Below are 13,457 nucleotides of genomic sequence, written 5' to 3'. Positions count from 1 at the left end.
GTGTCGAACGCACCCTTGCCAAACCTATCTATAACAAGCTTTGAGGCGTTATTTAGTTGTATATTCCTTTGGTTCACTAAGTTTTGAAATACTTTAATAACTATAAAGTATTTCTATATAAACATCATTCTTCTTATCGTTCCTTATAAAATCATACCCATTCTTTTCGAACACTACTTCCTAAGAGTACAAATTACATTTTATTTAAAATATGAAAAGCATAGGATTGTCTCCTATGCTTTTTCTTTTTATTTATTTTATCAATTTCAAATATAATCTAGTAAATTAGTATTGCTAGATTAAATTGATAGGGTTAAAATTACAGGTAACTAAATAAGACCGGATAATGAAAAAGAACTCCAACTGTTAAAGTGGTATTGGCGTACCCTTTAACCGTCTCCCTACTACCCTAGGGAAACACTTGTCGAAGTCCTTGGAACATATAACGTTAAGTATTATATACCAATCATTTTAGTGTATAAAACACGTTTATTCAAGGAAAAAAAGTTTCCTTTTTTCGATAACTTTTGATAAAAGACACTGTTTCCCCTTTGTTTTATGGGATAACAGTGTCTTTTTTTGTTCCGAAAAAGGAGAATTATAATGAAAACTGTATTTGTAGAATCCCAACAATTTAATGAAATGATGTCTTACAAACCATATACCAAAAACAAAGAAGAGCAGAAAAAAGTAAAGTATGCCTTATTAGACTCTATCCAGGATGCTATCGGGGATAAATGGTATCGATTAAAAGATGGAACGAGACAGACTTTTGATATGATCTGTTTCTTCAGTACGGAATTAGGATTCTTTTATGCAAGCGATAAATATCTATCTAAAAGGCATAAAATTAGCGAAAGAACCGTTCAATATCGACTTAAAGAACTTTTGGAACTTGGACAAGTAGTAAAGATTCATAAACGTGCAAGAAAATGTAATGGCCGAGGCAAGCCAATTTACTTATTTGTGAATCATCCATACTTCGAATACTGGGTTGATTTTTTAGGACTAAACACGTTAAATTGTGATGCAGACTGCGAAACAGAAAACGACGAAATCCCTTCTGGCAGTAAGGATGAGAAAGAGAAAAGTAATCCCACCTTTATAATACATAAAAAACAAGAAAGTAATAATTATATAAGTAATCCTACTCCTAATAAGATTATTGAATATGTAGTTAATAGAGTGAATGATTCTATAGAAAAAGGTACTAAAATTAAATATCTTTCCAGTTACATAGATAAAATTGTTACAAAATTAGAATGGCAGGCTCTATATGCTGAAAATAATCGTCAAATAGCAGCCAAACAACAAGCACACAATGAATTATATGAGAACGTTAAAGATATGCTGGTCAAACCAGTTCCAAAAGCATCTTTCTACAATTGGCTGGAAAGTTAAATGTTTTTTGAACGCATTTCAAGGATGTTTAAGCCGACTTTCTTTATACCTTTATTTTTATATGTCTTCAGAAAAACAAGGCTCTTAAAAAGCGAATATGAAGGTCTGATGAGTATTATTGGTTAGTTTCTATAATAAAAAACACTATTTTCTTTTTGGTTTTATTATAGAAAAAGAACCCCGACATCATTAGTACGAGGTTCTTAATCAGCTAGTCGTTTAAAGAGTACGTTGAAATTGAGTGTTTTGTCTATACATTTCGTCCTGTTTTTTGGCCACTGTTTGAATTTTGGAAATCACTTTTTTTCTGGAAGTAGCATCTTGAATCGGAGTAAAGGCTTGTTCTTCATAGGTGCCAGTATCAGTTTTTCTGCTAATACTGATTCCTTTGAAATCTAATTCATAGCTGACTTTATATAGTTTTTTGGTGGCTCCACCAAAATAAAAACTCGTTTCTTTTGGTGTTTTTTCCAACTCTTTTGACGTGGAATTTGGGAAGTTTTTACGCAATAACTGGAACATTTCTTCCGTAAAATCCTGATTTCTAAGCTCGATTTGTTTATCCAGTTCAGCTTGCTGTAGCTTAAATTTTTCTGCCCTTTTAATTTCTATACGCTGCGCCTCATCTTTGGTGTTTTTCAGTTCAGCTGCCGTCGAATCTTTTATAGATTCTTTCTTCTCTTGTGCATTTTGAACCGTTTCTTCAAAGGCATTAGTAGAAATATCCTGGATAGATGGAATATCCAGTGGAATAGATTTTTGCTGTTTATTCGCTCCAGGATCGGACAGTGTCTTTTCTTTGGTACCTGACCCTTTGGCTTGCTGTAGCAGTTTATTTCGGGTCATGCTTTTTAGGATGTCTTCTAAATGATAACCATCATCTAAAGCTTTGTTTCTGTCTCTTAATTTGAAGAGCCTTTCTCCTGCATCTCTTCGAGCTATATGAATGTATCCGGTTGTCTTTTCTCCCCGTTGGTACATTTCTACGCCTTTTTCTGCCAGGAGCTCTTTGTACTGTTCCAGGTTGGTTGCTCGTTCTTTTGCATAAGAAATGGCTTCTCTTATTTCACCCTTCCAAGTAACACCGCCACGAGCTTTAATTCTTTTTTCTGCATTCTTTTCTTGAACATGTTCTCCTTTGTATGTTTCTAGTGGTTCAATTCCATGCTCCTTGCATATTTGATCAGAGATATGACGAAATAAAACTAAGTCTTTATTTTTTTCCATATGGAATTTCCGTCCGTTTTCATAATTAACTGAGTTTGTGACGATATGACAATGTAGGTGCTCTTGATCGGAGTGAACAAAACAACCAGATTCATGTCCTTTGCCAATTTGAGCTGCTAAATTCATCCCTATTTCTAAACACTTCTCGTAGTTATCAGGCGTGTTAGGAAGCTCTTTAGGGTGAAAAGAAAGGACAAAGTGCATGGCTTGCCTACCGTCCGTTTTATCAAAGTAATGACGTGTTTCTGCGAAGTCTTCCCTTATATCAGCAATATCACAATTTACCCCTGCTTTTAGAATACATTTATTTCTTTGTTGTCCTGTTTCTGGATCTAGAATGATTTCTTTTTCACAGTAATTAATGGTTTCATTGGCATTGGAACTGCCTTTTAATGCTTCAAATATTGGCATTTCTTTCTCCCTTACCTATTCGCTTTCAATTTATATGTAATATCCTCTACATCGTCTTCCAGTGGCTTTTTTTCTGCCAGGATCCGTGTGTTATTTCTAATTTCTTTTAATAAAGTCATGAGTTCTTCTTTTTCACTAGGTAGAAACATGTCTGTTGCATTTATTTTTCTGGCGATCTGATTTACGTTGTTCCCGATTGCTCCTACTTGTCTGTTCATTTCCTTTAAATGATTTCTATCTTCTTTTGACTGTGGTTCCTGCATATTTAAAAAGACGAATTTTGCAAGATGATTGGAAGTCCATTGATATTCCTTTTCCATCTGTTCTGCAATATCCACTTCTTCATCATAAAGACGAAATTGTACCCTTTTAATTCGTTTCTCCATCTACCTATATCCTCCCAATCTAGAAAACTAACAAAAGTATCGATACCAACAGTATACGGTCAAAAACAAAACTTTTGCAAGCATATCATTTTGGCTCAAAATGCTGCGCATCTTTACCAAAAAGAAGCTTGTTGGGGTTCCCCCAATCCCCCTATAAAAAGTTGGAAATCAAAAGAAATATACAAAAGCACTTACGGTAACTTTGTTTCCTTGCTATAGTTTTTCTTATAGAAAAAAACACATAGAATTGACTTATATATTGCTAAGGAAAAAGATAATTTTCAAGAAAATCTGAGAGATTAGTTTTTATAGAATAAGTAAGGAGAGATATAGATGCCTAGAAAAGCAAAAACACCTCATGAAAAATTACGATTAGCACAATTAGCCATGGAAGAAGCGAAAAGAGAATTAGCAGAGTATGAGAAAAAGGAAGCAGAAAAAACGGTTAAAAAACTATTTAAAAAATATAAAACGTATAATTTTGAAGAGATAGAAGCAAAGATGAAAGAACAAGTCCGAAAGGAATTATTGGAAGAAACCCAAGCGCAGCAGGAGAGAACTGCAGAAAAAAAACAAGCACAATATGAAGGGGGAAACAGTCTCGGACGAACTGAAGCTCATGTAACAAACGCTAAAAAAGTTGGTTGCGCACGAGCTGACGAATACAAACCGAAGAAGCCAAAAACCTTTTCCTGGAACATATAAAAAAGAAAGGCTATTCGGATTTTATGGTGAAAAGTTAAGCACAGATATTAAAGTATAAAATCGGATTAAATAGTTGAAATCAACGTACTTTTTTTTGCGCTAGATTGTGTTACTGCAATTAGTAACTGTGATTATTTTACATCTCCATTTCGGATGGTTTCCTCTATATGCAGCAAGCATAAAGAATATACTAGAGGTCAAGGACGGAGTTGACTTATGTTTTCGACAGGAGTATTATGGATTCATAAACATATCAAAAAAAATTGATTAGGGGGTGTGGGCCTTGGATCAATGCATAACGGATATTCCAAGAGTCCGTCGAGGTGATGTGCCCCTTCCACAAGAAGAGGCAATTCAAAGAATAGCTTCTGTGACAAAGGCTTTTAGTGATCCAATTCGTTTAAAAATGGTTTACTTGCTTTCAAAGCAATCTGATTTGTGCACCTGTGAGTTTGAAGAATTATTGGACCTGAGCCAGTCCAAAGTATCGTATCACCTTAAAATATTGCTTGACGCTGGAGTTATCGATCGCGAAATCCACGGTTCATGGAGTCATTACAGCCTTCGAAATCCTAAAATATTGGAACAGGTTCATGCCTTGTCCCAATGATAAAAAGCGAGTGTTTCGGTGCTGGCTTTTTATTTTAAGATTCACATCAATTTTTTTTGATGTCATAATACTCTGACTTGTATTGGGGATTCTTAGATTAACAACTTACGATGTCCCGGTTACTCATGAAACCCGTTCAACTGTTACTGCATTATTAAGTTTTTGGTTATGCCAGGTAATCTTTTGCCTTTTAGAATGAAATTGGAATTACTTATGTTATTCAAATCAAAAAAAGTTGATAAACACCTTTAATTAAGGAGGAATGGAATAAATGAAGAAAGAAGTTCTTCGAGTAAGTGGTATGGATTGTCCTTCCTGTGCAAAGGATATCGAAAAAACGGTAGCGAAGCTAAACGGGGTTGAGAAAGCAGAGGTAAACTTTATTGCTGAGAAATTAACCGTCACATATGATGATTCTCAATTGCCCCGTGAAAAAATCGAGGAAAATTTAAAGAAAATCGGACATCCAGTCGTTAAATAATAAATTGATCCGAGATCCTAATATATATGCGATTACCTGGCGTAATCAAAAACTTGGCTTGCAGTTATAATTGAAAGCTTATTTTCCTAGGAGAAAGGGAAAGTTGATTAAACATAAATTCCTAATCAAAAAAATTGATGAATAGTGATTTGACTTGAAATTAGACAATGATAAAGGGAGGGCTCAACATGAGTAAGTCAAAATGGTGGAAACAACCAAGAACGGTATTGCTGATTATTTCAGGGATCACAACAGTCTTTACATTAATCTCAGAACTTTTCCTAGGTTTACCGGAAATATGGGCTGTTGCATTGTATGGTGTTGCAATTATTATTGGGGGTATTTACCCAGCCAAGAGTGCATGGATGGACTTGAGAAGGAGAAAACTTTCCATAAATACTCTGCTTATTGTCGGAGTTATCGGGGCCATCTATCTGGGATTGTGGGAAGAAGCCGCAGGTCTTGTGGTCATCTTCTCCTTAGGTGAAGTGTTGGAAGCTTATGCAGTAAATAAAGCCAGGGATTCCGTCCGAGCGCTTGTGGAACTGGCACCCCGGGAAGCAACCGTTTTACGGGAAGGCCGCGAAGTTCGCATACTAGCCGATGAAGTCGAGATTGGCGATCGGGTTCTGATCCGACCAGGGGAGAAAATACCAGTAGATGGGGTTGTTGTAAGCGGTACGTCTACAGCGGATCAATCGACAATCACAGGAGAATCCATTCCGGTTGCAAAAATATCAGGCGATGAAGTATATGCTTCCACAATGAATGGCCGCGGTGCTTTGGAAATTGAAGTGACGAAATTGGCGCAGGATACCACCTTGTCAAAAATCATTGAATTAGTGGCAAATGCACAAGGAGATAAAGGAAAAGCACAACGTTTCAGTGAACGCTTTGGTGAAGTCTACACGCCGATCATGTTCGTGATCGCCGTTTTAATGGTTGTTATACCAACCCTTTTCTTTGGCCAACCGTTTGACACGTGGCTATATAGAGCGTTAATCGTATTGGTTGTTTCATGCTCCTGTTCTCTAGTGCTTTCAGTTCCAGTAGCTGTCGTAACTGGTGTAGGAAATGCGGCGCGAAACGGGGTTATGGTAAAAGGCGGCAGCTATATGGAAACGGCCAGTCACATCCAAGTGGTCGCATTTGATAAAACGGGTACATTAACCGTCGGAAAGCCTTCGGTAACGGATATTGTATCTGTCTCCGATTTATCAAAAGAAAAACTGCTGGGAATTGCCGGTGCGCTTGAAAAACTTTCTGAACACCCTTTGGCTGAGGCAATTCTTCAAGAAGCTTCAAAAAGAAACATAAATCTTCCAGGTGTTGAAGAGTTCGACACATTAACCGGACGGGGAGCTAAAGGCAGCATAAATAGAACCACATACTATATCGGCAGTCCCCGGTTGTTCAGCGAATTGAATGTAAAACTGAATCAAGATCAATTAAAACAAATTGAAACACTTCAAGGACAAGGAAAGACCGTCACGCTTTTGGGAACTGCTGATCTTGTACTTGGATTAATCGCGATAGCGGATCGACCGAAAGAAAACGCAAAACAAGCGATTCAACGTCTGAAAACTACCGGTGTAAAACGAATCGTCATGCTTACGGGCGATAACCGGCTTACTGGTGAAGCCATTGGCCGGGAACTTGGCGTGGATGAGGTACGGGCAGAATTACTGCCGGAAGATAAAATTACAGCGATTAAAGAACTGCAAAAGAAGTACGGTCTTGTTGCGATGGTGGGTGACGGTGTAAACGATGCGCCTGCACTGGCTCAGGCCGATGTGGGGATCGCGATGGGAGTCCAAGGGACAGACGTTGCTTTGGAAACGGCTGATATCGCATTGATGCAGGATAATTTGGATCAACTGGTTTATCTGATCAAACTTAGCCGTAAGACCGTTGCGAAAATACATCAAAATATCGGGTTTTCATTAGCTCTTGTAGCCCTCCTTATTGTTACAGCCTTGACCGGAGTGATGAGCCTGGCTACAGGTTTGCTTCTTAACGAAGGAAGCGCCTTGGTTGTTATTGCAAATGCGATGGTTCTCCGGAAGTATCAGATGAATAAAGCCAATGCCATAGGTAACGAGTGATGAAATTTTTTATCATTGGTGAGGATTTACCTATGGATTGGCATTCTAATCAAAAATAATTGATTAGCATACAAGGAGAGTTGATGATGGGCATAACAGAAGGCATTAAAAGCATTCATAAACAATTAGACACAATACGAAAGATCCCTAAATGTGTAGGATGTGAATGTGTACTTGACGTGATGACAGCCGTTGAGCAAGATCTAGAAGATATAGATAAACCGATTGCAAAAGAAGTTCAACTGGATTTAAAACAGTGGGTTGACGAAGGGAACAAAGTTAGACATAACTGTCTTGGGTGTGAAGTTTGTTTCCCAATTAAGCCGTACAATCATTTTAGTTCATTGATTAATGGATCGAATGAAATTGAAATCAATGGAGCTGCATGTGGCTGTAATGACAATGCATGCGGAAGTCAACCCCAAGTAAACAGTACTGCGTGTGGGTGTGATGACGATTCGTGCGAAGGTGAACCACAAGTAAATAATACAGCATGTGGTTGTGATGAAAATAAATCGAAGAATACGCACCCCTCAAATTGCAGCTGTGAACTTAAAACCGAAGTTCAGAAACAATCCGTTTGTGGAACAGTGGATCCCAACGATAGCAATGTGGCCTCCCCCTCGACCCAGCAGGAACAAAAATGGCCAATAGCAGAAGGAAATTATCTAGTCGGAAATGATACATCTTTTGTTGCAATATGTACTTTAGCCGATACAGATCTCCCGTCCGAAATACAAGGTTCCGGATTACTAAATCATATATCTATTGTTGGTACCTTATCGACAGAAAATCTAGGAATAGAACGCTTGATTCGAAATGTTACCGCGAATCCCAATATTTCACACTTAATACTATGTGGGCGCGACTCTCGTGGTCATCAAGCAGGGCAAGCCATTTTGTCATTAAAAGAAAATGGGATAGACGATAAGTATCGGATTATAGGCGCAGTTGGACCTCGCCCGGTGCTCAAGAATATTACCTTGAAAGAGATCGAAATTTTTCGCCAACGAGTGAAAATCGTTGATGAAATTGGAACACGAGATGTCGAACGATTGCATCAGGTAGTTCGTGCTTATGAGGGCAAGCCAAATGGGGACCCAGTAATGCTTCTTCCGATAATTCAAGAACCCAAAATAGTGAAAGCAGAACGTCTTAAAAATGATGAGTGGGTTCATGACCCAGAGGGATTTTTCCTAGTTATTCTTGATCGAAATAAGAAATCAATTAGGTGTGAACATTACATCCTGGATGGGACTCTGAATGAAGTTATTGAAGGAAAACTAGCCAGTGATATTGCAAATACAGCAATCAAGCGCGGTTTGCTTTCTCGTTTGGATCACGCAGCATATCTGGGGAAAGAATTGGCGAAAGCTGAAACAGCTCTTGCCTACGATATGCCTTATACGCAAGATTTACCGTTATCAAAAAGTAAAGCCCTCAATCAAACGGTTGTTTCCTAGATGAATAGAACGATTATTCAATTAGTTTAAAATCTGTTATACGAGAAACGATTAGTATTTAAAGAGCTAACTTACTAGATGTAGAAGGTGACACAATGGAGATTCTAAACCTCCCCCACTTCAATATCAAACAATTTGCTGAAAATGAACATGACTTTCTGATCCAGGTGGAGACAGCCTCTCCACCTTCTTTTTGTCCACATTGTGGATGCGTGGCAAATCTGTATAAGCATGATAACAGAGACCATCTTTGTATGGATCTGCCTATTCATGGAAAACGTGTAGGGCTTCTTGTAAAGCGTCAGCGATATAAATGCCGTGAATGTAATCAAACTTTTTGGGAACGATTAGAACACACCATAGACGAGAAGCGAAACTGCACCAAACGGTTATTGTCTTACGTCGAGAAGCAAAGTCTTAAACGCACGTTTGTCAGTATTTCAGAAGATGTCGGGCTGAACGAAAAGACGATACGGAACATCTTTCGTGATTACATCAATCGCCTGGAAGAGACGCTTCGATTTGAAACACCTAATTGGCTTGGAATAGACGAAATTCACATTATCAAGCCAAGATGCGTTTTAACCAACATCGAGGAACGTACCTTGTTAGACGTTCTACCCAATCGCAATAAGGAAACGGTTGTAAGCTACCTCTCACGCCTTCCAAACAGAGGACGAATACAATACGTCACAATGGATATGTGGCGACCGTATAAGGACGCTGTGAAAGCTGTACTGCCCAAGGCGACTATCATCGTCGATAAGTTTCACGTTGTCCGTATGGCGAATCAAGCCTTAGAATCCATCCGCAAACAGCTTAGAGAAGGCTTATCACCGAAGGAACGGCGCGGGCTTATGCACGACCGCTTTATCCTCTTGAAACGCCATAAAGAGCTTACGGAAATGGATAAGATAACGCTTGACCTATGGACGAAGAATCACCCCTCTCTCGGTATTGCTTATGACTTGAAGGAATCATTTTTCGATATTTGGGATACCGACAGCAGACAGAAAGCGTACCTCAGATACCACGATTGGAAAGCCAAGATACCAAAGGAACTGCAATCCGCTTTTGAGCCTCTTACAAAGGCTATGGCGAATTGGGAAGAAGAGATATTCAACTACTTCGACCATCGCATTACAAACGCCTATACGGAGTCTCTGAACAGCCTTATACGTGTCACAAACCGTTTAGGAAGGGGCTACTCCTTCGAAGCTTTACGAGCCAAAATACTCTTTACAGAAGGACTTCAAAAGGAACGTAAACCCAAGTATCAGAAACGTTTGGATGACTACGAACTTCGAGACTACAACTATCCGATGTTCGAGAAAATGTTCCCCGTTGGCGTTGTTCGTGAACGTGAGCGTGGCGAGCTTCTTGGTGTCGACATTTCCACCTTAATTGAGAAATTGGAGAAGGGCGAACTATAAGCCCTTTTCCACTATTAAATCCGAATACCCAAAAGAAAAAAGTGGCGAGGGGTTTCCCTTCCACTTTTTTCTTTTTTATTCTTAATATCAAAGTTAAACCTTAAAGAAAGAAATCTTTAATGTAGATCTTAAAAGTAGGACGGATACTAATAAAATAATACTAATGATTCGAAAAGTAATGTCGTTTATTAGATTCAATGGATATCTTAATCCGAGTAAAATAAGCACTCCAATTATTACGCTTGCTAAAAATATCATATTTTTCATGATTACACCTTCTTCCAAAAATGTGAGAAAATACCTAAAAAAACTTTTGTTTATAACAATTATAACATATAATGGTAATGCTGTTAAAAATTATTTTCAGGAGGATTATTATGAAAAGTAAAAAAGTTAGCATTGTCTGTCTGTTATTATCTTTATCATTATTCGTTGAGTTAGGATTAGGTTTTACAAATGTCCAAGCTGCTGAAAACGACAATGTGGTAACTACTGCAGAAGGTACTGAAAGCTTAGATAGTATCATTGATACTATTTCAGAAGATGTTTCAGTCGATCAAGAAGGTGTAGAATTAGGTGACAAATCTACTATTCTTGAAAATATTAATCAAGAAGATATTAATAATCTAAACGCTTTAGCTGAACAACAAGGAATTGAATATAATCAACCATTAACTAAAGAGTCCGTAGTACAGATGTTTGAGAATGGAATTGATACAATTAATAGTGAAGTAGAAGATGGTAATTTAGAAGTTTTAAGTGATGGATCTCTGATTGAAAGTGATGATGAAGATTTTTATGTACAGGGAGGTTCAACATACGACAAAACTTATTGGTGGGGAAGAAAAAGATATAAAAGTACTGCTAATGCTAATAAATGGGCTTCTCAATTAAATTCAGTGGGTAATGCTAATGCAGCAGGAGCTGTTGTTGCGGGTGCTGTATTTGGTGGTGTAGGTGCAATACCTAACGGTCTTACCGCAGCATATGCATATCAATTACAAAACAAAGTTTCATATAGAAACAGTTTAAATAAAAGAGGGATTGTAGCAAATCTAACTTGGGCTCTTGTTTTCACTGTTAAGAGTCAGTGATTCTAAGGAGGAAAGGTAAATGAAAAAAATACTTGTTTCATTAATAAGTCTATCTGTCATAGCATCTTTATTTGTCATTTTTTTTTAGATAGGTCGAAAACTAACACTATTGAATCAGTTAATGAAAGTTGGCAATATAGTGTTCTAGATTATGCAAAGTTACATAAGATTTCTACTGGTAAAACTCAAACTATTGCTTTAATAGATAGTGGGGTTTCTTCTTCTCAAAAATCTAAGGATGATATTTCTTTAATTGATAAAGATGTATTAGATAAAAATGGACATGGAACAATGATGTACTCAATTATCAAAGGATACAAAGATCAAATTATTGGGATTAGTCCGGATGCTGATATTCTTTCAATAAAGATTCTAGGTGAAGATGAATCTATAAAACCAGCAAAAATTGCAGAAGCTATTAGTTTAGCAATTGAAAAAAAAGTAACTATTATTAATTTAAGTGTGGCCAGCTATAAAAATAATGAAAATGTTGCTGCTGCTATTAAGAAAGCTAATGAAAAGAATATTACAGTTATCTCTTCTTCAGGAGATTATTCTGATACAGATTTGATGTTTCCAGCAAATATGCAAGAAGTTATTTCTGTAGGCGCTCTAGATAAGGAGTTAAAACCAATGGAAATGACTAGTGGACCTGAATTGACCACTATAAATGCTCCCGGAGAGAATATTAAGACATTAGGACTTGATAATGAAATTTTTAATTCTTCAGGTACTTCTCAAGCTACAGCCCTAATATCAGGCTATGTTGCCTTAATGAAAGATTATGCTGTTACTCAACATATTAATCTTAAAAATAGTCAGATAGTAAAATATCTAAAAATGATAAAAAATGATAAGAGCACTTATTATGATATTTTACAAAATGAAATAAAATAAAGGAGATCTGCCAAGCAGATCTCCTTTATTTTTTGGCCGTTTCTAACTGTAGCGTGTAAGATTCAATCTCTGGCAGTATAGAGGCTTATATTTGGTTTTTAATATAATCATATTTATTATTTGTCAAATAGAAGTTTAGGGAGTATTTGCAAGAAAATACAAGCATTTGAGAGAATGTGTATTTGGTTATTTGTCAGTTTAATCATTATTTCCCAAAATGCAAAAAGACGGAATTTGCCCGAATATGGCCGAATTCCGTCTTTTGTTTGGGGTGCTGCTTTGGATAAGACGCATTATGTTAACTACTTATATATTTAAATAAAAGTTTTATACTAGTTTTTTAAATCAGAAAGGAAAATTAAAAAAGGGAGATTTTAGAATCCCCCTTTTTAATAAAAGTTAATATTTATACTTTAAAAAAAGAAATCTTTAATGTAGATCTCAAAAGTAGTACAGATACTAATAAAATAATACCAATGATACGAAAAGTTATATCATTTATTAGATTTAATGGATATCTTAATCCAAGTAAAATAAGCACTCCAATTATTACACTTGCCAAAAATATTATATTTTTCATAATTACACCTTCTTCCAAAGTAGCCTTAGTAAAAGATTATGCTGTTACTCAACAGATTGAACTTAAAAACAGTCAGATAGTAAAATATCTAAATATGATAAAAAATGAAAAGAAAAGCTATTATGATATTTTACAAGATGAAATAAAATAAAGGAGATCTGCTTTGCGGATTTCCTTTATTTATTATATGAACAAATCACTTAAAATAATTAAAAAGTTAGTGGATTTATTTATCTATATTTATTTTAAGAAGTTTTCTTGCCTGATTAATATCCATTGCTAATATTAATTCTTAATTCTAATACTCAATTGGTATTATCCAACTATCTTTTAAATAATCGACTAAAAAAACTTTTCTTACTTTCCTCTTGGGCAGCAGCTATCTGCAGTAAAGCCTTTTTAACTTCTTGATTTTCTCTTAGCGATTCCATAAGTTTTTGATCTCTTTGCTCTAATCGATCATCTATGTATTTTTGTTGTTTATCTAACCTCTGCACCAGTTCTCTGTTAAATTCTTCTTGCGTTCTAATGTGTTCTAGTAGAGTGGTTAAAATTTCACTATCTGATTGTGTAATTTCTTTTTCCTGTTCGACCAGAACGACATCCGTTCTCGTGTCGAACGCACCCTTGCCAAACCTATCTATAACAAGCTTTGAGGCGTTAT

12 protein-coding genes are annotated in these 13,457 nt (G+C 36.5%); 9 read left to right on the top strand and 3 right to left on the bottom strand.

All coding sequences use genetic code 11. The features are described from left to right. Positions 1 to 603 precede the first annotated feature (603 nt). A complete protein-coding gene (locus tag M3600_RS27315; RefSeq protein ID WP_251648326.1) occupies positions 604 to 1,401 on the top strand; it encodes a helix-turn-helix domain-containing protein in 798 nt (265 codons plus the stop codon). A gap of 219 nt (positions 1,402 to 1,620) precedes the next feature. Here M3600_RS27315 and M3600_RS27310 read toward each other — a convergent pair whose 3' ends face one another. Then, positions 1,621 to 3,039 (bottom strand): relaxase/mobilization nuclease domain-containing protein, encoded by a 1,419-nt coding sequence (locus tag M3600_RS27310; protein ID WP_251648324.1) that lies wholly within the window; start codon positions 3,037 to 3,039, stop codon positions 1,621 to 1,623. A gap of 11 nt (positions 3,040 to 3,050) precedes the next feature. Further along, positions 3,051 to 3,425 carry a MobC family plasmid mobilization relaxosome protein gene (locus M3600_RS27305; protein ID WP_251648322.1) on the bottom strand — a complete coding sequence of 125 codons (375 nt, stop codon included), beginning with the start codon at positions 3,423 to 3,425 and terminating at the stop codon, positions 3,051 to 3,053. A 333-nt stretch (positions 3,426 to 3,758) separates the two neighbouring features. Here M3600_RS27305 and M3600_RS27300 point away from each other — a divergent pair, with 333 nt between their 5' ends. From M3600_RS27300 to M3600_RS27265, 8 genes are all read left to right on the top strand, one after another. Further along, on the top strand, positions 3,759 to 4,130 hold the full coding sequence (locus tag M3600_RS27300; protein WP_251648320.1) for a hypothetical protein: 372 nt from the start codon (positions 3,759 to 3,761) through the stop codon (positions 4,128 to 4,130). 283 nt (positions 4,131 to 4,413) lie between these two features. Beyond that, positions 4,414 to 4,740, top strand: coding sequence for an ArsR/SmtB family transcription factor (locus M3600_RS27295; protein ID WP_051627660.1), 327 nt, complete (start codon positions 4,414 to 4,416; stop codon positions 4,738 to 4,740). Positions 4,741 to 5,011: 271 nt separating this feature from the next. Beyond that, the gene (locus M3600_RS27290) at positions 5,012 to 5,221 is read left to right on the top strand and encodes a heavy-metal-associated domain-containing protein (RefSeq protein ID WP_029594547.1); all 210 of its coding nucleotides are present in this window, start codon (positions 5,012 to 5,014) and stop codon (positions 5,219 to 5,221) included. 188 nt (positions 5,222 to 5,409) lie between these two features. After that, on the top strand, positions 5,410 to 7,326 hold the full coding sequence (locus tag M3600_RS27285; protein ID WP_251648318.1) for a heavy metal translocating P-type ATPase: 1,917 nt from the start codon (positions 5,410 to 5,412) through the stop codon (positions 7,324 to 7,326). An 83-nt stretch (positions 7,327 to 7,409) separates the two neighbouring features. Further along, positions 7,410 to 8,789, top strand: coding sequence for a DUF4346 domain-containing protein (locus tag M3600_RS27280; RefSeq protein WP_082707470.1), 1,380 nt, complete (start codon positions 7,410 to 7,412; stop codon positions 8,787 to 8,789). A 95-nt stretch (positions 8,790 to 8,884) separates the two neighbouring features. Continuing rightward, positions 8,885 to 10,222, top strand: a complete 1,338-nt coding sequence (locus tag M3600_RS27275) for an ISL3 family transposase (RefSeq protein WP_029594550.1) — start codon at positions 8,885 to 8,887, stop codon at positions 10,220 to 10,222. Between the two features lie 377 nt (positions 10,223 to 10,599). Continuing rightward, positions 10,600 to 11,316, top strand: coding sequence for a hypothetical protein (locus tag M3600_RS27270; protein WP_251648316.1), 717 nt, complete (start codon positions 10,600 to 10,602; stop codon positions 11,314 to 11,316). 39 nt (positions 11,317 to 11,355) lie between these two features. Further along, positions 11,356 to 12,213 (top strand): S8 family peptidase, encoded by an 858-nt coding sequence (locus M3600_RS27265; RefSeq protein ID WP_311315987.1) that lies wholly within the window; start codon positions 11,356 to 11,358, stop codon positions 12,211 to 12,213. A 903-nt stretch (positions 12,214 to 13,116) separates the two neighbouring features. Here the strand turns inward: M3600_RS27265 and M3600_RS27260 are convergent. Then, a partial coding sequence (locus tag M3600_RS27260) for a DUF3967 domain-containing protein (RefSeq protein ID WP_251648314.1) occupies positions 13,117 to 13,457 on the bottom strand: 341 nt, incomplete at its 5' end.

Origin of the sequence: Niallia sp. MER 6 (assembly GCF_023714395.1) — a bacterium.
Classification (GTDB): Bacteria; Bacillota; Bacilli; order Bacillales; family Cytobacillaceae; genus Niallia.
The sequence above is the reverse complement of the archived record's forward strand: the minus strand, read 5'-3'. Positions and strand labels throughout refer to the sequence as shown.

Bases quoted from the DNA above. Each gene is read 5' to 3' on its own strand.
- M3600_RS27315 (WP_251648326.1), top strand. From the start codon at position 604: ATGAAAACTGTATTTGTAGAATCCCAACAATTTAATGAAATGATGTCT.
- M3600_RS27310 (WP_251648324.1), bottom strand. From the start codon at position 3,039: ATGCCAATATTTGAAGCATTAAAAGGCAGTTCCAATGCCAATGAAACC.
- M3600_RS27305 (WP_251648322.1), bottom strand. From the start codon at position 3,425: ATGGAGAAACGAATTAAAAGGGTACAATTTCGTCTTTATGATGAAGAA.
- M3600_RS27300 (WP_251648320.1), top strand. From the start codon at position 3,759: ATGCCTAGAAAAGCAAAAACACCTCATGAAAAATTACGATTAGCACAA.
- M3600_RS27290 (WP_029594547.1), top strand. From the start codon at position 5,012: ATGAAGAAAGAAGTTCTTCGAGTAAGTGGTATGGATTGTCCTTCCTGT.
- M3600_RS27285 (WP_251648318.1), top strand. From the start codon at position 5,410: ATGAGTAAGTCAAAATGGTGGAAACAACCAAGAACGGTATTGCTGATT.
- M3600_RS27280 (WP_082707470.1), top strand. From the start codon at position 7,410: ATGATGGGCATAACAGAAGGCATTAAAAGCATTCATAAACAATTAGAC.
- M3600_RS27275 (WP_029594550.1), top strand. From the start codon at position 8,885: ATGGAGATTCTAAACCTCCCCCACTTCAATATCAAACAATTTGCTGAA.
- M3600_RS27270 (WP_251648316.1), top strand. From the start codon at position 10,600: ATGAAAAGTAAAAAAGTTAGCATTGTCTGTCTGTTATTATCTTTATCA.